This is a genomic window from Mycolicibacterium lutetiense, from assembly GCF_017876775.1.
In the GTDB taxonomy this organism is placed as follows: Bacteria; Actinomycetota; Actinomycetes; order Mycobacteriales; family Mycobacteriaceae; genus Mycobacterium; species Mycobacterium lutetiense.
On sequence record NZ_JAGIOP010000002.1, the window covers coordinates 2,660,414 to 2,678,451 of the forward strand.

Consider the following 18,038-nt stretch of genomic DNA (forward strand, 5'->3'; position numbering starts at 1 on the left):
ATGCACACCTTCTTTCGAGGGAAGGTAGTTCGCATCATGCCGAAGAGATACGACGAGGAGTTCAAGGCCCGAGCGGTCCGGTTGGTCACTGACCATCTCGAGGAGTACGACACCCGCACCGCCTGCATCACCGCGGTCGCCAAGCGGTTGGGAGTGTCCTACGAAACGCTGCGGCGGTGGATCAACCAAACTGAGGTCGATACCGGGGTCCGCGACGGGGTATCCACCGACATCTCGCGCGAGAACCGGGAACTCAAGCGTAAGAATCGTGAGCTTGAGGAAACGATCGAAATCCTCAAGGCGGCAACAAGTTTCTTCGCGCGGGAGAGCGACCCGCGACGCCGTTGATCTGTGCGTTCATCGCCGAGCATCGTGCTCGGTTCGGGGTCGCTCCGATCTGCCGCGTGCTCACTGAGCACGGCTGCAAGATCGCTCCGAGAACCTTCTACGCCTGGCTGTCGCGGCCCCCGTCAGCGCGGGCCTTGTGGGACACCGTCATCACCGAGGTGATGGCCGGCTACTACGAGCCCGACGAGGCGGGCCGCCGCAAGCCGGAGTCGTTGTACGGCGCGGTCAAGATGTGGGCTCACCTGCAACGCCAGGGCATCACGGTGGCCCGCTGCACCGTGGAACGCCTCATGCGGGCCAACGGATGGCAGGGGGTGACCCGGCGCAAAAAGGTCCGCACCACGATCGCTGACCCGGCCGCAGCCCGCGCTGCGGATCTGGTCAAACGCCGGTTCCGGGTGCCCGCCCCCAACATGCTGCTCGTCGCCGATTTCACCTACGTGCGACTCGCCTCTGGGGTGTTCGTCTACACCGCGTTCGCCATCGATGCCTACGCGGGGCGGATCGTGGGCTGGACGTGCTCGGCCAGCAAGGAGGATCGGTTCGTACGCCAAGCCATCCGGCACGCCGCGCTACTCAGAATGAGTCAGGGCAATCCGTTGCTGGGCAACACTATTCATCATAGTGATGCGGGGTCGCAGGGCGGATTCAACTGGTCGTCGCAACACCTTGATCACGGAGGTGTGGTGTGGCCAAGCGTAAGGACGCGGAATCGGTTGGTAGGCGACGGCAGTGGGCGGCTGACCGTGCGTTGCGGCCTGCGATGCGCTCACCAGGGCGCCCGGACCCGTCGCGGTCGGTGCAGCGTCAGTTTTGGCGGCTGATCGCCCAGGGTGTCTCCACCGACGACGCAGCCGCAGAGGTCGGCGTGTCGACACCGGTGGCGACCAGGTGGTTCCACCACGCTGGCGGCATGACGCCGATCAGTCTGGATGAGCCCACGGGCCGGTATCTGTCGTTCGCCGAGCGGGAGGAGATCGCACTGCTACGCGCCCAGGGCGCCGGGGTGCGTGAGATCGCCCGCGAGATCAAGCGTGACCCCTCGACAGTTTCGCGGGAACTGCGGCGCAACGCAGCCACCCGCAGCGGCACGCAGGTGTACCGCGCAGGGGTGGCGCAGTGGAAGGCCCAGCAAGCAGCAAAGCGCCCGAAACCCGCGAAACTGGCAGTCAACCCGCAGCTGCGTGAGTACGTGCAGCAGCGGCTCGATGGCAGTGTCCGCGGACCCGACGGCACCGCCGTCGCAGGTCCGCAGACCAAGGCCTGGAACGGCCGCAACAAGCCGCACCGACAAGACCGACGGTGGTCGACAGCATGGAGCCCGGAACAGATTGCCCACCGCTTACCGCTGGATTTCCCCGATGATGAGTCCATGCGCATCAGCCATGAGGCGATCTATCAGTCCTTGTTCATCGAGGGGCGTGGGGCGCTCAAACGGGAATTGGTCGCGTGCCTGCGGACCGGTCGTGCGCTGCGGGTCCCGCGGGCCAGGACACAGAACAAACCGCAGGGACATGTCACCGCGGACGTCGTGATCAGCAAACGCCCTGCCGAAGCCGCCGATCGCGCAGTTCCTGGGCATTGGGAGGGTGATTTGATCATCGGTGCGGGCCGGTCGGCGATTGCCACCGTGGTGGAACGCAAGAGCCGCTCGGTGATGCTGGTTCACCTTCCCCGCCTCGAGGGGTGGGGTCTGGCGCCGCCGGTGAAGAACGGGCCGGCGCTCAGCGGCTACGGCGCCGAGGCGATGAACGCTGCCCTGATCGCCTCACTGGCACAGCTACCCAAGCAGCTGCGTCAGACGTTGACATGGGACCGCGGCAAAGAGTTGGCCGCGCACGCCCAGTTCACCTTCGACACCGGAACGAAGGTGTTTTTCGCCGACCCGCACTCGCCATGGCAGCGGCCTACCAACGAGAACACCAATGGCGTTCTGCGTCAGTACTTTCCGAAAGGCACCGACTTATCTCGATGGTCGGCTCAAGACCTCGAAGCGGTCGCACTGACGCTCAACAACCGACCCCGAAAGGTCCTCGGCTGGAAGACTCCCGCCGAAGTCTTTGCCCAACAGCTACACTCACTCCAACAACCCGGTGTTGCAACGACCGATTGAACCCGCCCAGTACACCTCGGTGCGGTTCGGAGAAACCCTGTCCCTGTCGGGGCTGATCCCGTCAATCGGAACGGTCGGGGACGCCTTCGACAACGCCCTGGCCGAAACGACCATAGGGCTGTACAAAACCGAAGCCATCCGCGACGACTCGCCATTCCGACGGGGCCCGCTGCAACGGCTGGCCGACGTCGAGATGCTCACCGCCGACTGGGTGCACTGGTACAACACCGATCGGCTCATGCACCGCCTGGGCCGCATCCCACCGACCGAATACGAGGCCATCTACTACGCTACAAACACAGCCCAACCAGAGGCTGCACACCCATAACCACGTGTGCATCAAACCCGGGGCGATTCAGAATCCACACCACGGATAGCATCGACGAAACTGGTGCGGCCGATCTTGGCAGACACGAAGGGGCCGAATCATCGACAACAACGCTCCAACGCCTGGGACACCCGGGCCGCCCGGCTGGTTCGCCGACCCCTGGAATGCTCAGCAGCTGCGCTACTTTGACGGCCAACAATGGACCAGTCACACCGCTCCGACGTCTGAGGCACCTTCCGACTACGCCTGGGATACCGGTTATCCGTTTGGGGAACAGGTCCTGATCCTGCGGGCCATCGCGACGCCATCGGACGCCAGCATCATGTGCGGCGTCGAGAACGCCCGCGGCCAGCACATCGGATTGATTCAACCGACGACGAAGATTGGCTGGATCACTCGGGGAACCGAGGGGATGACGTTAGTGATGACTCGTCCCGACGGGGCGCCGTTGCTGTACTTCACCAGCTCCGGGGCGTACACCGGACTATCCATCCAGGTGCATGACGCCACTGGACAGGACTTGGGGCGTCTCCGTCGAGGTGGCTCGCGCTGGCGCATCTACACCTTGACGATGGAGCTGGAGTTTGACGGACAACGTCTCGGACGGTCCAATATCGGCACCACCATCATGCAAATGGACAAGAAGGTCCACGAACCGATTTACGATGCAGCCGGCGCAGTGCTCGGCCACGTGGATCGCCGCTGGCACCCCAACACGGGATCACGCAATCCGCATTACGACTACACACTGGACTGCTGCGCGCGAACATCACACCCGCTCCCCGCGCTGATGCTGACTACGGCCTTCGCGCACTACATGTATGACCGGATCCAGATAGGCGGTCCGTTTGGCGGAACGCGCTGGCCGTCCCGGAACAATTGATGGGAACGCGCATTCCAACCGCGCTTGCGAAGCCGGGCACCGAGATTGGTGCGACGAGGCGCCTCAGCGCGCTGTTAGGGTCTCCTCCAAGACGGGAGTGAATGCCTGCAGATGTGGCACTGGGACCGAGGTCGCCACCAACTGCGAACACGCACAAGGAGAAAAGCATGTCCGGCGAACTGCGCGTGATTACCTCACACGTGCTCGAACTTGCAGAGCGACAGAACACCGCCGCACAACAAATCCTCGCGGCCGCCGCTGCGTCGCACGGCGTCAGCACGTCAATGATGGTCAATCACGGCGTCGTCTGCTCAGCGGCCAACGCGGCCGTCGCAGCGGCAGAAGCAGCACGGGCTGCTGCCTGCGCTGGTTTGAACTCCGTTTCGAACAGCCTGTCGAGCCGACTGGGGCTGGCAGCGTCACGTTACGACCAGTCCGACACGCAAGAGGCGGGCAAACTCGGTAAAGAGATGCATCCACGCTGAGACCACTACCAGCTGGCAACTTCGTCAGCGGTAACGTTCGAATCAAAGGCAATTGTCTCGGCTCGCGCCGGCCGTCGATCAGAATCGGGACTTCAGATACGTGACCACACACGATCCGGACGATGAGTTCTTCCACTCCGACGACACGGGTTTGGATGCGCTCGACTTCGACACACCACCCCAACCCGACGATGGCGGGTCGGGAATTGACGCACTGCCGGAATACTCCGTAGGCGAAATCGACCAGGGAACCAGCCTCGGAGGTGTAGACGACTTCACCGGCGCTGACGTCGAAGACGATGAGGACGACGTTTTCGGCGCGGTCGAGACCGACGCGGCTACCGCGGACGAGGCAAAGGGCCCCGTGGTCCAGGCGATCAACCCGCCGGGCACCGTCTCGGTGACGGCCTACCTCGGCGGGTCGGTCGCCCAGGTCGATCTGGATCCAAAGGTAACCACCTTGACCGAATCCCAACTGGCTGAAGAGATCCGGTTCGTGGCAGGCGTGGCGGCCACGAAAGCTACGGCTGCCGTGCATGTCGGCGTGGTGAACATGCTCGTCGAGCAGGGCATGGATCTGCGCGACGCGCGGGATTTCGTGGAGACCAACATGCCGTTCGCCACACCGGAACAGGCCCACGAGGCCGACGTTGCGCTCATCGCACGGCACACCGAGCGCGAAGACTGACCGAGGGGCGACCATCAACGAAAGCGTGCCACCACCGCCGCAGGCGGGATGGTTTACCGACCCTTGGAACACTCATCAGATCCGGTACTTCGACGGCAGGCAGTGGACAGCCCACGCGGCATCTGGTCCGCCGATGCAACCGCCGACCGCGGCCAAGGTCCCTGCCCCGCCGCTGACTTCAGGCGGGTACCCGTTCGGGGAACCCACTCTGTTCCTCCAACCAATCCGCGGTGAAGCGGGCTCCGATATCCGTTGCTCGATTACGAACCCGCGTGGGCAACTACTCGCGTTGGTCCAACTACTGAAAGCACCCCCCCTGGGGGCTGAGGCAATCAGCGAACTCGTATTCGAGGTCGTTCGGCCCGATGGAACCCAACTGCTGCGGTTCATCCGATCCGTTGGATTCGCGGGTCGTGGCAAACATCGTCTGCACGTTCACGACCCCGACGGCCGTGAACTCGGTTGTCTTCGGCAGACCAGCTCGTATTGGCAATACTTCCGAACCCCCAAAATTTCGTTCGAGCTCGAATATCAGGACCAATCGCTAGGCGCCACCAAAATACGTTCCTATATCCCCAAGTTCACCAAGTTGGAACTCGACGAACCGATCTACGGCACCAGTGCAGAGATCGGGCGGGTACATAGTCAACGGAACCAATCCAAGCTCGAAGCCATGTTCATGTACGCGACCTTCGATTACCGGCTCGACTGTGCGCATCCCACGTCACCACCAATACCTACGCTGCTGCTGGCCACCACTTTTGCACATTTTCTGTATGACCATCTCGATTCGCTAGCGCCGTTCTCGCGGTGGGCCCGATGAGTGTCCCGTCGGCCTGGACACCAGCCGTCAGTGCATCCAGTGTTGCCCCAGAGAACGCCAAAGGCGCGTTCGGAACACCCAAAATTGGTGCATAGCAACATGTTGAGACGCTGTTAGGCTCACCTCAACGAAGGAAGGGCCAGACAAGAATGAGCTTTTGGGATGCCGCGGAGAAGGTTAGCAAGACTCTCAGCAAGAGCGACGAGTTGAGCGATCTCGGGGATGCCAACACTCTGTGGTCCACGAAGTCTCATAACGATGCCGGGGACAAGCTCGGGCTGGGTTCCGACGCAATCGGGCTCGTGCAGATGCTCATCGGGAAATCTGTCGCAACCCCCATCATCAATGTCGGCCTGTTGGGCATCCAAGGTATGACTCTCACTTGCGGAATCGGCAATCCGGATACTGGCGACAGGTTCGGGCAGGGCGCAGAGCAGTTGGGCCAAGTCCATGACACCCTGGAATCAGCGAAGCCGACCGCTGGATGGCAAGGAGGCGCCTCGCAGGCCTACACAGGGCAAGATGCGAAGCAGCAGGAACGTGCGCGCGAGATCGCAGAAGCGGACAAGGCCTTGGAAGCAATCGTGCGCAAGCAGGCGAATCAAATCGATCAGACGCGCTCGTTTCTTGGTACCTGCGCGACTGTGCTGGGCTATGCGATCCTGCCCGCAATGATTGCGAAGGTCTCCGGTCCGCAAGGTCCTGCTGTCGCAATGGCGATCGAGATAGGCGCGGTCGCCGGCTCTGTGCCTCTCGCTGCCGGACAGATGTCGGCGATGTCCGCCAAGTCAGCAGCAAATGCTGTCGAGGTAGGGAAGGTGATCGGGCAATACACCAAGGTGGCAGCAAGCGCGACGTTCGGCCAGTAGGAACCGACCACCTACAGCTCCGGCAACCCCAGCTCACCCGCATCGGCGGTGAGGTAGCGGGTCACGGTCGGCGCGAGCAGTCGCACGATGTCGTCACCGTCGAGTGTCGCCAACGGCGGGACCTCCATCACGTAGCGCAGCATCGCGGTACCGACGAGGCTCGACGCGGCGAGCATGGCCCGCAGCCGAGCCTGCTCACCGCCACCCAGTACGCCTGACACCGCGGCGAGCACGTAATCCTGCATGAACGTTCGAAATGCCACGTGCGCATCGGAATTCGACGTCGCGGACTGCAGCATGACCCGCATGCTGGCTGCGGTGTCAGGCGCCTCCCACATCTTCAGATAGACGCGCACCATGCGCTCGCCGACCTCCCCCTCCGACCCTTCCAAGGCACCCACCAGCACGGCGGGATCGAGGATCAGCCGGAGCGATTCCCGGAACAGGTCGGCCTTCGAGCCGAACAGGTAAAGCACCATCGACGCGTCGACGTTCGCGTCGGATGCAATCCCGCGCAGTGTCGTCTTCTCGTAGCCCTCGGCGGCGAAGCGGAGCTTGGCAGCCGCCAGCACGGCGTCGCGAGACACCGGGTCACCCTGGCGCCGCCCGCGGCGTGTAGCAGTTTTCCCAGGTGAAGCCATACGTCGACATTATCATTTCAACACCTATTGAAATTTGAGTAGCAACGGGCCTACCCTCACATCCACCGGGTAATTCAACACCGGATGAAAAGAGGAAACGATGCTCTCGACACAGACACCCACGGCCGTCCATCACGCAGCACCCGAACACGCGCCACCCGCCGCCCTGCGCGCCATGGGCATCGTCGCCGCCCTGACCGTCGTGATCGCGATCGTGGCCATCGCCTTCGCCCTGCCGGCGTCACGATCCAAGCCCCACAACGTCCCGATCGGTGCGGCCGGACCCCAGGCCGCCACCAGCCAGATCGCCGAGCGCCTCGAACAGCAGGCCCCCGGCGCGTTCAAGCTCACCTACTACCCCGGCGAGGCCGCCCTGCGTGAGGCGATCCTCAACCGAAACCTCTACGGCGGCATCGTCTTCGGACCTGAAGGGCCGGCCCTGCTGACCGCCACCGGAGGCAGCCCGGCCGTCGCCCAACTGCTCACCCAGATCGGTAGCGGCATCGCGGCACACTCAGGCGTCGCCCTGCACACCGAGGACCTTGCCCCGCCCACCAACCAGGATCCGCGCGGGACCGGGCTGGCGGCCTCTGCCCTGCCGATCACCCTGGCCGGGATTTTGCCTGCCGTGGCCCTCACCCTGATGCTGCGCCGCGAGGTGTGGACCCGCCTGACCGCCACCATCGTGTTCTCCGCACTCGCCGGCATCACGGTGGCAGGCCTATTGAAATATGTGTTGGGTTCGATCGACTCGAACTTCTGGGGCGTGGCCGCAGGACTGACCTTGGGGATCGCCGCCGCCGGATTGCTCATGCTCGGCCTGGGGTCGCTGTTCGGCAAGGTCGGACTGGGCGTAGGCGCGGCGCTGGCCCTCCTGCTCGGCAACCCGCTGTCCGGGCTGACCTCGGCACCGGAGATGCTGCCGTCCGGCTGGGGCCAGCTCGGCCAGCTGCTGCCGCAGGGCGCCACTGCCACCCTGCTGCGGTCCACCGCCTACTTCGACGGGGCCGGAGCCGACACAGCAATCATCGTGCTCAGTTGCTGGGCAATCGTCGGACTGATGTTGGTGATCAACGCCGCTTTGCGGCGGCCCGGGCGTACCGCGCCTATGATGCAGCACCGTGGGCCTCGATGACCGTGACGCGCTGCAGACACTGCAGAACGCCGTCGACCCCGAGCAGGGCTCAGCGCCCCTGATCCGCGATTTCTACACCCGGTGGTTCGCCACCGACCTCTCGGCCCGCGATCTGTTCCCCCCCGACATGGACCACCAGCGCGATGTGTTCGCGCGTGCCCTGACGTGGCTGTTCGGGGAGTTGATCGCCCAACGCGCCGAAGAGCCGGTGGCGTTTCTGGCCCAACTCGGCAGAGACCACCGCAAATACGGTGTGACGCAAGGGCATTACGACTCCATGCAGGAAGCGCTGTACAACGCGCTGCACGACCATCTCGAAGCCGACTGGCACGACTCCCTGGCCGAGGCGACCCGCGATGCCGTGGCCCTGATCATCGGGGTGATGCGCGGCGCGGCCGACGCCGAGGAATCCCCGGCCTACCGCGACGGCACCGTCATCGAGCATCACCGGGTCACCCGCGACGTCTCGGTGATCCGGCTGCAACTCGACGAGCCGCTGTTCTATCACCCCGGCCAGTACGTCACCGTCCAGGTTCCGCAGTGGCCGCGCCGGTGGCGCTACCTGAGCCCGGCCATCCCCTCCGATCGCTCGGGGGCCATCGAGTTCCACGTCCGGTCGGTGCCCGGCGGCATGGTGAGCACCGCCATCGTCGCCGAAACCAAGATCGGGGACCGCTGGCGGCTGTCCAGCCCGCACGGCGGGTTACATGTCGATCGCGACGGCGAAGATGTGCTGATGGTGGCAGGCAGCACGGGCCTGGCCCCGCTGCGCAACATCATCATGGACATGACGTTGCACGGCGAGAATCCCCGCGTGCACCTGTTCTTCGGCGGCCGCTATCCGTGCGAACTGTACGACCTGAAAACGCTGTGGCACATCGCCTCGACAAACCCGTGGCTGTCGGTGACCCCGGTGTCGGAGTACAGCACCGATCCCCCGTGGGCCGGCCAGTATCCCGACGTCCGGCCGCCGCGTGGGCTCCACGTGCGCCAGACCGGCACCCTGGCCGAGGTCGTGACGAAATTCGGCAATTGGGGCGATCGGCAGATCCTGGTGTGCGGTGGACCGGACATGGTCACCGCCACCAAAGCGGCCCTGGTCGCGCGAGGGGCGCCGGCCGACCGCATCCAGCACGACCCGCTCACGCGCTGAGGATGCCAAACTGGCGGCATGTCCGAGGTTCAACCAGTCACCCTGTCTGACCCGTCGTCGTCGCTGACGGCCACCTATGTTCCGGCCGCGGGGATGATCTGTACGTCGTTGGCCGACGGAGCGGACGAGTACCTGGGCCAGCGACGCGGGCTGCAGGCCTATATCGCCGACGGCAAGACGATGGGCATCCCGATCCTCTATCCGTGGGCAAACCGATTGAGTGCCAACGAATACCGGGTCGATGACGCGGTGGTGGACGTGACCCCCGGGGTGAACGGCGTGCGCGGCGACGCACACGGGGCACCGATCCACGGTGTGATCGCAGCCAACCCGGACTGGCAGGTGATCGAGAAATCGGAGAACGTGCTGACAGCGGAGCTGGACTGGGGTACCGACCCACGACTGCTGGCGACGTTCCCGTTTCCCCACCGCGTCAGGATGGCGGTGACGCTCGCCGACCGGACCCTCACGGTGGCGACCACCGTGACACCAACCGCCCGGCAACCCGTTCCGCTGTGCTACGGCTATCACCCCTACGTGACGATTCCCGCTGTGCCGCGCGAGGATTGGCAGTTACAGACCCCGGCCATGCGACATTTGCGCGTCGATGATCGGGGCTTGCCCACCGGCGAAACCCAACCGTGGACGGCGGGGGCGAGGCGCCTGGGCAGCACCGAGTTGGACGACGGATTCGACGACGTCGACGAGGGTGCGGTGTTCGCGCTGACCGGCGGGGCAGCGCGGGTGGAGGTCACCTTCGACCGGGGCTACGGCGCTGCCCAACTCTTCGCTCCACTCGGCGACAGCGTGGTGGGGATCGAGCCGATGGCCGCACCGACCGACGCACTACGCCGCGGCAAGTACAAAATGGCCGCCCCCGGAAGTCCGGAGACGGCCACCTTTTCGATCAGAACGGGTTAGCGGGCACCCCTACTACGGCCTATGTCGCCGCCGAGCGGCTCCGGGCTGCCACAGCACCACAGCCTTGGACGACACCGTCACCTCATGACGCTGGTTGGCACTCAGTTGTTCAACCTGCTGGGTCAGGTCGGATACCCGGGCGCGCAATGCATCAACCTGATTGGTGAGTTCGATGACGCGCTTGATACCTGCCAGGTTGACGCCCTCGTCCTGCGACAGCCGCTGCACCTCACGGAGCAGGTCGACGTCACGCTCGGAGTAGCGGCGCCCGCCGCCGGAACTGCGTTGCGGGCTGACCAGGCCGAGCCGGTCGTATGTGCGCAGGGTCTGCGCGTGCATACCGGCCAGCTCGGCGGCCACCGAGATCAAGAACGTACGGGCTTCCTCTTTGCGCTGGCTCATATGTTGCCCGCCCAACCTGCCCGCGGATCGAAACCACTGGCCCGTTCAGCTTTCGCATACGCCTCCAGCGCCTCTGCCGCTTCCCCTTCGAGGTTCGGCGGCACCGCGACCTTCACCGTGACCAGCAGGTCACCGTGGCCGCCGGAGCGCTTGGGTACCCCGCGCCCGCGTACCCGCAGGATCCGGCCGTCGGAGGTGCCCTTGGGCACCCGCACACCGACCTTGCCGTCCAGGGTGGGCACGGAAAGCGTTGCCCCAAGGGCCAACTCGTGGAAGCTGACCGGAACGCTGACGGTCAGGTCGTCGCCGTCACGCCCGAACACCTTGTCGGGACGCACGTGCACGGTGACATAGAGGTCGCCCGAGGGCGCACCCCGTAGCCCGGCCTCGCCCTGTCCGGCCAGCCGAATTCGCTGACCGTCCTCCACACCCGGAGGGATCCGCACATTGATCGTGCGGGTCCGGGTGGTGACGCCGGTGCCCTGACATTCAGCACACGGGTGCTCGATGATCGAACCGCTGCCCCGGCATTCGGTGCAGGGTTCGGAGAACCCGAACGCCCCCTGGTTGCGGTTGACCACACCGGAGCCGTTGCAGTTCGGACATACCTTGGGGCTGGTTCCCGGTCGCGCACCGCTGCCGTGGCAGTTGGTGCACGGCGCCGGGCTGGTCAGCCGCAGCGGCATGGCCACGCCCTTGGTGGCTTCCAAGAAGGACAGCTCGGTTTCGGTTTCCAGATCGTTGCCCCGGCGGGGCCGGCTCGGGCGTGGTTGCGTACCTCCGCGCCCGAACAGCCCTCCGAAGAGGTCACCGATATTGGCGCCGCCGCTCTGGCCGGCGGCGTCGAACAGGTCCCCCAGGTTGAATTCGGCTCCGTCGGAACTGAATCCACCGTTGAAGTTCCCGCCCGGGTTGAACCGACGCCCACCCCCGGAGAACAGCCGACGGGTCTCGTCGTACTCCTTGCGCTTCGCGGGGTCCGACAAGACACTGTTGGCTTCGGAAACCGCCTTGAACCGCTCGGCCGCTCCCGCATCGGGATTGCGGTCGGGATGCAGTTCGGAGGCGAGTTTCCGGTAGGCCTTCTTGATCTCGTCGGCGCTGGCGTCAGAGGAGACGCCGAGCTCCTTGTAGAAGTCCTTCTCGACCCACTCACGTTGGGCCATGCGCCACCTCCTTACCTCTTCTCTCTAGTTGGTTGGACTAATTGTCTGATTCTGCGGCCTGATCGCCTGCGGCGTCAGCATTTTCCGCTTCCGTCGGCGGCACGGTGTCGACCACGCCGACCATGGCGTGCCTGACCACCTGGTCACCGATCCGGTAACCCCGGCGCATCACGGTCCCGACCACAGGGTGAGTGCCCTCGCCCTCGTGCTGCACGGCTTCGTGCAGTGACGGATCGAACTCGTCACCCTCCGCGCCGAACCCGGAAAGACCCTGTCCCTCAAGCGCACCGACAAGCTTGTCGGCAACCGACTTGAGCGGACCGGATTCCAGGTCACCGTGGCTGCGGGCCCGGTCCAGATCGTCGAGGACACCCAGTAACTGGGTGATGACGGCGGACTTGGCCCGGTCGGCGGTGACCTGCTGATCGCGCAGGGACCGCTTGCGGTAGTTGTCGTATTCGGCCTTCACGCGTTGCAGCGTGGCCTTGAGCTCGGCGACCTCGTCGCTATCGCTCCCCGACTCCCCCGTCTCGGGGGCGGCGGGCGCCGGCCCACCAGGGGCCGGCGCCTGCTCACGAACCTCACCGGTGTCGGGATCGATGCGCCGTTTGTCGGTGACGGTCACCGGCTCGTGCGAATCGTTCTCGGTCACTTGGTCTCCTGATCATCGTCGACAACCTCGGCGTCCACCACGTTGTCATCCGCAGCGGCACCCGAATCGGCGCCACCGGCAGCCTGCTCGGCCTGGGTGGCCTCGTAGATCGCCTGGCCCAACCCCTGCGACTCGACGCCGAGCTTCTCCATGGCGTCCTTGATCGCGGAGATGTCGTTGCCTTCCAGCGCCGACTTGGCTTCGGCGATCGCACCGTCGACCTTGGTCAAGGTGTCCTCGGGAACCTTCGATCCGCCTTCGGCCTCACGCTGCTCCTTGACGAACTTCTCCGTCTGGTAGACCAGCGACTCGGCCTGGTTGCGGATGTCAGCCTCTTCGCGACGCTTCTTGTCCTCGTCGGCGTGCACCTCGGCATCCTTGATCATCCGGTCGATCTCTTCCTTGGACAGGCCGGAGCCTTCCTGGATCTTGATCGTGTTTTCCTTGCCGGTGCCCTTGTCCTTGGCGGTGACGTGCACGATGCCGTTGGCGTCGATGTCGAAGGTGACCTCGATCTGCGGCACGCCGCGGGGGGCCGGCGGGATGCCGGTCAGCTCGAAGGATCCGAGCAGCTTGTTTTCCGCTGCGAATTCGCGCTCACCCTGGAAGACCTGGATCTGCACCGACGGCTGGTTGTCGTCGGCGGTGGTGAAGGTCTCCGACCGCTTGGTCGGGATGGTGGTGTTGCGCTCGATCAGCTTGGTCATCACGCCGCCCTTGGTTTCGATACCGAGGGACAGCGGGGTGACGTCAAGCAGCAGAACGTCTTTCACCTCGCCCTTGAGCACACCGGCCTGCAGCGCGGCGCCCACTGCGACAACCTCGTCCGGGTTGACGCCCTTGTTGGGCTCCTTGCCGCCGGTCATTTCCTTGACCAGCTCGGTCACGGCGGGCATACGGGTGGAACCACCCACCAGCACCACGTGATCGATTTCGCCGACCGAGATGCCGGCATCCTTGATCACCGACTGGAACGGTGCACGGGTGCGGTCCAGCAGATCCTGAGTGATCTTCTGGAACTCGGCGCGGGTCAGCTGCTCGTCGAGGAACAGCGGGTTCTTGTCGGCGTCGACGGTGATGTAGGGCAGGTTGATCGAGGTGCTCTGCGAGGAGCTGAGTTCGATCTTGGCCTTCTCGGCCGCTTCACGCAGCCGCTGCATCGCCATCTTGTCCTTGGTCAGGTCAATGCCACTGGTGGCCTTGAACTTATCGACCAGCCACTCGACGATCCGGTCGTCCCAGTCGTCGCCACCGAGGTGGTTGTCACCGGAGGTGGCACGCACCTCGACGACACCGTCGCCGATCTCCAGCAGCGAGACGTCGAACGTGCCGCCACCGAGGTCGAAGACCAGGATGGTCTGTTCCTTGCTGCCCTTGTCCAGGCCGTAGGCCAGGGCGGCCGCGGTGGGCTCGTTGACGATGCGCAGCACGTTCATGCCGGCGATCTGCCCGGCTTCCTTCGTAGCCTGACGCTGGGCGTCGTTGAAGTAGGCGGGCACGGTGATGACCGCGTCGGTGATGTCCTCACCGAGGTAGGCCTCCGCGTCGCGCTTCAACTTCTGCAGCGTGCGCGCGCTGATCTCCTGCGCCGTGTAGTTCTTGCCGTCGATCTCGACGGTCCAATCGGTACCCATGTGACGCTTGACCGAACGGATGGTCCGGTCGACGTTGGTTACCGCCTGGTTCTTGGCGGGCTGACCGACCAGCACCTCGCCGTTGCGCGCGAATGCGACGACGGACGGGGTGGTCCGGGAGCCCTCAGAGTTTGCGACGACGACGGGGTCGCCGCCTTCCAGGACCGCCACGCATGAGTTGGTGGTCCCGAGGTCGATGCCGACCGCACGAGCCATGGTGTTGCCTCCTGTAGAGATATAGGGGTCTGAGCGGACTGCGCTCAAGCTTGCTCCGGGCGAGCATAGATTGTCAACCCAGACTTGAGTCTCAGTCACTCAACTTGCTGTCGGTGTGGTTAACGGGGGGTTCAGCGGTTTTGTTCCCGGCGCCGGCAATTTTTTTTGAGCAGGCGCCGTCGCCCCCACTCGGTACCGCGCGTACCGGGTACCGTGCCCCATAATCAGATGCCGCCGGTCCGCTCGACCGCGGCGTGATATGTCGCCCTAGGGCGCAATCAGCCAATTGAGGGGGATCGATCGGCGATGACAGACGAGATAACCAGGACCGGCGCGAACGTGCCCGAGGAGAAGCCCACCAAGCACGGGTACCAGCGCCGGGGATTCAGATTCGCCACTCCGATCGGCGACATCGCCATTGCCATCCGCACCCCGCGCAACCCACGGCCGCTCGTGTCGAAGCGGTACGACCCGTTCGGTATCGCCGATCGCGCGCTCGACGCCGCGAAGACCAGCATGAAGCTGGCCGCCTGGGGCGAAGAGCAGCTGGCCCAACTGGTGAAGAACCGGCTGGAGGCCATCGACGCGGCGGCGCCCCGGCAGGCGACAATCGCCACGCCGGAGGAGCCCACAGCCGAGTCTCTCAACACCAAGATGGACCGCCTGCTCGACCGGGCCCTGGATCAGAGCACCGCGGGCAGCCAGGTGGAGTTGTACCACCGCCTGCTCGACCAGTTGGTCGCCGACGAAGCACGGATCATCGGTGCGCTCTCCGAAGGGGATGCTTCGCCGCTGGTCAACGTCCACTCCTGGACCCGATCACGCACCCCCGGTCAAGCGGTTCTGGAGCATGCCTGCCTGATCGGCCGCACGGCCAATGTGGCGTTGCCCGGCATGGTCCCGCAGTACGTCGGACATCTGCTGTCGCTGGGCCTGGTCGAGACCGGCCCCGAGGACCCTTCCCAGAAGTCCGAGTATGAAGTGCTCCTGGCCGAGCCGATGGTGTTGCAGGCGATCAAGACCGGATCCCGCGGGCCGTTGGTCGCCCGGGTGGAGAAGCTGACCCTGTCGCTGTCGAGCCTGGGGCGGGGGCTGTGGGAGTCCGCGGTGCTGCGAGACGGTTCGTGAGGGCATGAGCACCAGCGAGACGATTCTCGCGGTCCAGACGTGGCAGGAGATCAAGGCCGATTTCGGCGTCAACTGGCTGATCTACCTGTCCATGCCGTTCGTCGCGGCTTTTGTGGGCTGGAGCACCAAGATCGTCGCGCTCGAGATGCTGTACCGGCCGATGGAGTTCAAGGGCATCGGCCCGTTCGGTTGGCAGGGCATCGTGCCCCGCCGCGCCGGCAAGGTGGGGTCCAAGACCATCGAGCTGCTCACCCAGAACCTGCTGAAACCCGAAGAGCTGCTGGAGAAGGTCGACGCCAGAGAAGCCGTCGACGCGCTGCGGGAGCCGCTCACCCAGGCGGTCGATGAGGTCTCCCGCGACATCGCCGAGCAGATCCGGCCCGGACTGTGGGATTCGCTGCCCGATGCCGCCCGCAACGCGATCATGTCGCGCGTCCACGACCAGACGCCGAAGATCGTCGAGAAGATGCTCAACGAGATGCGGTCGGACCTCAACCGGTTCGTCGACATCCAGTACCTGGCGGTCACGACGCTGGTCCGCAACAAGGACAAGCTCAACAAGCTGATGCGCGGGCTCGGCGACAATGCGATGGCATTCGTCCGTCGCAGCGGAATCTATTTCGGGCTGGCGATCGGCCTGGTCCAGGTGGTCGCCTGGGCGTTGTTCCAGAATCCGTGGATCATGCCGGCTTTCGGCTTCGGCGTCGGCCTCATCAGTGACTACATCGCGCTCAACATGTTGTTCCGGCCCGTGCAGCCGATCAAGTTCTTCGGTTTCATCCCGTTCCAGGGATTGCTGCACGCCCAGCGCGACACCATCACCAAGGACTACGCGCGGATCCTGTCCGAGGACCTGTTTTCCCCCGAGATCCTGTTCGACGGTGTGCTGCGCGGACCGGGTGCCGACAAATTGTTCTCGCTCATCGGCAAGGAGGTCGAAGCGGCCATCGACGCCCAGACCGGCATCGCGACACCCCTGGTCAAGTTCGCCGTCGGCACCCAGCGCTACAACGCATTCAAGGACAACCTGGTGCAGATAGTGCTCGAGCGGCTGCCCACCACGTTGGTCGACGCACAGGACTACGCCATGGGCGCCCTCGACCTGGAGCAGACCATCATCGACAAGATGGGTCAGCTCACCAACGAGGAGTACGAGTCGATCCTGCGCCCGGTGTTCAAGGATGACGAGCCGACCATGATCGCGGTCGGTGCCATTCTCGGCGGCCTCGTCGGCGAGATCCAGGTGCAGGTCATCGAGCACTTCGGCAACGAACCCGCCGCGTCCTCGGCACTGCCGGAGCTGGTGCGAACGGTGCTGCACCACTAGCCGGCAGATCTCAGCCGGTCGGGGAGGCGGCACAGCCGCAGGTCTCCCCCACCCTCAGCGTCGGCACGAAACCATCGTCGGCGCGCGGTGAATCGCCCAGTAGCCGGCCGAGGGCCTCACGGGCCAGCACATCGACAGGTTGCTGCACGGTGGTGAGTCGCAGCCGTCCGTAGTCGGCCGCGGCACCGTCGAACCCGACAACCCGGATGTCGCCGGGGATCCGCAGGCCCGCATCGGCGATCGCCCGAATTGTGGCCGCTGTCTGCCCGTAGGTCCCGACCACGAACGCCTGCGGCGGAGCGCTGCCGTGCAGATACTCCGCGACCGCACCGTAGGCGCCCGCCGGGGTGAGGTCGGTGCGGATGTGCGGGAGGCTGTGGCCGACGACGGAGGCGACGCCCTCGAATCGCTGCTGCACGGTTTCCCGGTCGCCGTGCCGAACATCGCCCGCAGTGACACCGCCGACGAAAGCGACGTCGCGACAGTCGTGGATGTCGAGCAGGTGTCGCGCGATGAGTTCGCCGGCATGGACGTGATCCACCCCGATGATGTCCGTCTCGATCGCGCCGCGGATGTTGTGCATCCACACCACGGGAATGCGTTCTCGCCGACAGAGATTCGCCGTGTGCGGGGCGTTCACCGCGCCGACCACCAGCAGCCCGTCGACACCGACCTCGGCGAATGCGGTGACGAACTCGAGCTCCCGCTCGGGGTCGTAGCCGGTGTTGCCGATCAGGGTCAGGTGGTGACGCGCCCGCGCTTCCACTTCGATCCGCCCCACGAACTCACCGAACAGGGGCAGCGTGAGATCGGGAACCAGCAGTCCGATCTGCTGCCAGCGCCGCGGCCGACGCAACGCTCTGGCGCGACCATCCGGCCGGTAGTTCAACTCGTCGATCGCACGGATGACCTTGACCCGCAACAATTCTGATACCGGGCGTGGCCCGTTGTTGAGAACGTAGCTCACCACCGCCGTCGAGGTGCCGGCGCGGTGGGCCACGTCAGCCAGGGTCGGACGTTTACCACTCACAACAGCTGGACCCTCCGCTCGTCGGTGACCACTCGAAAGAGTTTGAATCACATCGATTGTGACGGTTCCGTCCACGATTCGCATGCCTACGCTAAT

At 64.8% G+C, this 18,038-nt stretch carries 17 protein-coding genes and 4 pseudogenes; 15 read left to right on the forward strand and 6 right to left on the reverse strand.

Annotated features, from left to right (window positions below; translation table 11 throughout):
* Positions 1–36: 36 nt before the first annotated feature.
* The 10 genes and pseudogenes from JOF57_RS31055 to JOF57_RS22175 form a co-directional block, all read left to right on the forward strand.
* Positions 37–989, forward strand: a pseudogene (locus JOF57_RS31055) (IS3 family transposase); the annotation flags it as partial.
* A gap of 122 nt (positions 990–1,111) precedes the next feature.
* Entirely contained in the window at positions 1,112–2,461 is a 1,350-nt protein-coding gene (locus tag JOF57_RS22145) for an IS30 family transposase (protein ID WP_234713714.1), read from the forward strand.
* 4 nt (positions 2,462–2,465) lie between these two features.
* A pseudogene (locus JOF57_RS22150) lies at positions 2,466–2,789 on the forward strand (integrase core domain-containing protein); the annotation flags it as partial.
* A gap of 100 nt (positions 2,790–2,889) precedes the next feature.
* A pseudogene (locus JOF57_RS31440) lies at positions 2,890–3,015 on the forward strand (DUF2510 domain-containing protein); the annotation flags it as partial.
* A gap of 96 nt (positions 3,016–3,111) precedes the next feature.
* Positions 3,112–3,672, forward strand: a complete 561-nt coding sequence (locus JOF57_RS22155; RefSeq protein WP_234938213.1) for a hypothetical protein — start codon at positions 3,112–3,114, stop codon at positions 3,670–3,672.
* 167 nt (positions 3,673–3,839) lie between these two features.
* Complete coding sequence (locus JOF57_RS22160) at positions 3,840–4,157, forward strand: type VII secretion target (protein WP_209920051.1); 318 nt, start codon at positions 3,840–3,842, stop codon at positions 4,155–4,157.
* A 100-nt stretch (positions 4,158–4,257) separates the two neighbouring features.
* Positions 4,258–4,845, forward strand: coding sequence for a hypothetical protein (locus tag JOF57_RS22165; protein ID WP_209920053.1), 588 nt, complete (start codon positions 4,258–4,260; stop codon positions 4,843–4,845).
* Positions 4,846–4,870: 25 nt separating this feature from the next.
* Positions 4,871–4,975 (forward strand): annotated as a pseudogene (locus JOF57_RS31360) (DUF2510 domain-containing protein); the annotation flags it as partial.
* 3 nt (positions 4,976–4,978) lie between these two features.
* The gene (locus tag JOF57_RS22170) at positions 4,979–5,668 is read left to right on the forward strand and encodes a hypothetical protein (RefSeq protein WP_234939121.1); all 690 of its coding nucleotides are present in this window, start codon (positions 4,979–4,981) and stop codon (positions 5,666–5,668) included.
* 149 nt (positions 5,669–5,817) lie between these two features.
* Positions 5,818–6,537, forward strand: a complete 720-nt coding sequence (locus tag JOF57_RS22175) for an EspA/EspE family type VII secretion system effector (protein ID WP_209920055.1) — start codon at positions 5,818–5,820, stop codon at positions 6,535–6,537.
* 11 nt (positions 6,538–6,548) lie between these two features.
* Here JOF57_RS22175 and JOF57_RS22180 read toward each other — a convergent pair whose 3' ends face one another.
* On the reverse strand, positions 6,549–7,178 hold the full coding sequence (locus tag JOF57_RS22180; RefSeq protein ID WP_209920057.1) for a TetR/AcrR family transcriptional regulator: 630 nt from the start codon (positions 7,176–7,178) through the stop codon (positions 6,549–6,551).
* A 100-nt stretch (positions 7,179–7,278) separates the two neighbouring features.
* On the opposite strand from JOF57_RS22180, the gene JOF57_RS22185 reads away from it, so the two are divergent.
* Genes JOF57_RS22185 through JOF57_RS22195 form a run of 3 tightly spaced genes read left to right on the forward strand, consistent with a single transcriptional unit; the run spans position 7,279 to position 10,387 of the window.
* Complete coding sequence (locus JOF57_RS22185; RefSeq protein ID WP_209920059.1) at positions 7,279–8,313, forward strand: ABC transporter permease; 1,035 nt, start codon at positions 7,279–7,281, stop codon at positions 8,311–8,313.
* Entirely contained in the window at positions 8,300–9,466 is a 1,167-nt protein-coding gene (locus JOF57_RS22190; RefSeq protein ID WP_209920061.1) for an FAD-binding oxidoreductase, read from the forward strand. The genes JOF57_RS22185 and JOF57_RS22190 overlap by 14 nt, the downstream gene beginning before the upstream one ends.
* Before the next feature lie 18 nt (positions 9,467–9,484).
* Positions 9,485–10,387: an aldose 1-epimerase gene (locus JOF57_RS22195; RefSeq protein WP_209920063.1), complete on the forward strand. Its 903-nt coding sequence runs from the start codon at positions 9,485–9,487 to the stop codon at positions 10,385–10,387.
* A 12-nt stretch (positions 10,388–10,399) separates the two neighbouring features.
* Here JOF57_RS22195 and JOF57_RS22200 read toward each other — a convergent pair whose 3' ends face one another.
* The 4 genes from JOF57_RS22200 to dnaK are packed head-to-tail and all read right to left on the reverse strand — an operon-like array spanning position 10,400 to position 14,457.
* On the reverse strand, positions 10,400–10,789 hold the full coding sequence (locus tag JOF57_RS22200) for a heat shock protein transcriptional repressor HspR (protein ID WP_209920065.1): 390 nt from the start codon (positions 10,787–10,789) through the stop codon (positions 10,400–10,402).
* Positions 10,786–11,955 (reverse strand): molecular chaperone DnaJ, encoded by a 1,170-nt coding sequence (gene dnaJ / locus JOF57_RS22205; protein WP_209920067.1) that lies wholly within the window; start codon positions 11,953–11,955, stop codon positions 10,786–10,788. The genes JOF57_RS22200 and dnaJ overlap by 4 nt, the downstream gene beginning before the upstream one ends.
* Positions 11,956–11,992: 37 nt before the next feature.
* Positions 11,993–12,607, reverse strand: coding sequence for a nucleotide exchange factor GrpE (grpE, locus tag JOF57_RS22210; protein WP_209920069.1), 615 nt, complete (start codon positions 12,605–12,607; stop codon positions 11,993–11,995).
* On the reverse strand, positions 12,604–14,457 hold the full coding sequence (gene dnaK, locus JOF57_RS22215; RefSeq protein WP_209920070.1) for a molecular chaperone DnaK: 1,854 nt from the start codon (positions 14,455–14,457) through the stop codon (positions 12,604–12,606). The genes grpE and dnaK overlap by 4 nt, the downstream gene beginning before the upstream one ends.
* Positions 14,458–14,763: 306 nt before the next feature.
* On the opposite strand from dnaK, the gene JOF57_RS22220 reads away from it, so the two are divergent.
* Together JOF57_RS22220 and JOF57_RS22225 are read left to right on the forward strand one after the other, a co-directional pair.
* Complete coding sequence (locus JOF57_RS22220) at positions 14,764–15,585, forward strand: Abi-alpha family protein (protein WP_209920072.1); 822 nt, start codon at positions 14,764–14,766, stop codon at positions 15,583–15,585.
* Positions 15,586–15,589: 4 nt separating this feature from the next.
* Positions 15,590–16,912 carry a DUF445 domain-containing protein gene (locus tag JOF57_RS22225; RefSeq protein WP_209920074.1) on the forward strand — a complete coding sequence of 441 codons (1,323 nt, stop codon included), beginning with the start codon at positions 15,590–15,592 and terminating at the stop codon, positions 16,910–16,912.
* Between the two features lie 10 nt (positions 16,913–16,922).
* Here JOF57_RS22225 and JOF57_RS22230 read toward each other — a convergent pair whose 3' ends face one another.
* Positions 16,923–17,942 carry a LacI family DNA-binding transcriptional regulator gene (locus JOF57_RS22230; RefSeq protein WP_307870072.1) on the reverse strand — a complete coding sequence of 340 codons (1,020 nt, stop codon included), beginning with the start codon at positions 17,940–17,942 and terminating at the stop codon, positions 16,923–16,925.
* Positions 17,943–18,038 lie beyond the last annotated feature (96 nt).

Coding starts and splice junctions, on each gene's coding strand:
- JOF57_RS22145 (WP_234713714.1), top strand. CDS start 1,112: ATGCGCTCACCAGGGCGCCCGGACCCGTCGCGGTCGGTGCAGCGTCAG.
- JOF57_RS22155 (WP_234938213.1), top strand. CDS start 3,112: ATGTGCGGCGTCGAGAACGCCCGCGGCCAGCACATCGGATTGATTCAA.
- JOF57_RS22160 (WP_209920051.1), top strand. CDS start 3,840: ATGTCCGGCGAACTGCGCGTGATTACCTCACACGTGCTCGAACTTGCA.
- JOF57_RS22170 (WP_234939121.1), top strand. CDS start 4,979: ATGCAACCGCCGACCGCGGCCAAGGTCCCTGCCCCGCCGCTGACTTCA.
- JOF57_RS22175 (WP_209920055.1), top strand. CDS start 5,818: ATGAGCTTTTGGGATGCCGCGGAGAAGGTTAGCAAGACTCTCAGCAAG.
- JOF57_RS22180 (WP_209920057.1), bottom strand. CDS start 7,178: ATGGCTTCACCTGGGAAAACTGCTACACGCCGCGGGCGGCGCCAGGGT.
- JOF57_RS22185 (WP_209920059.1), top strand. CDS start 7,279: ATGCTCTCGACACAGACACCCACGGCCGTCCATCACGCAGCACCCGAA.
- JOF57_RS22195 (WP_209920063.1), top strand. CDS start 9,485: ATGTCCGAGGTTCAACCAGTCACCCTGTCTGACCCGTCGTCGTCGCTG.
- JOF57_RS22200 (WP_209920065.1), bottom strand. CDS start 10,789: ATGAGCCAGCGCAAAGAGGAAGCCCGTACGTTCTTGATCTCGGTGGCC.
- dnaJ (WP_209920067.1), bottom strand. CDS start 11,955: ATGGCCCAACGTGAGTGGGTCGAGAAGGACTTCTACAAGGAGCTCGGC.
- dnaK (WP_209920070.1), bottom strand. CDS start 14,457: ATGGCTCGTGCGGTCGGCATCGACCTCGGGACCACCAACTCATGCGTG.
- JOF57_RS22220 (WP_209920072.1), top strand. CDS start 14,764: ATGACAGACGAGATAACCAGGACCGGCGCGAACGTGCCCGAGGAGAAG.
- JOF57_RS22225 (WP_209920074.1), top strand. CDS start 15,590: ATGAGCACCAGCGAGACGATTCTCGCGGTCCAGACGTGGCAGGAGATC.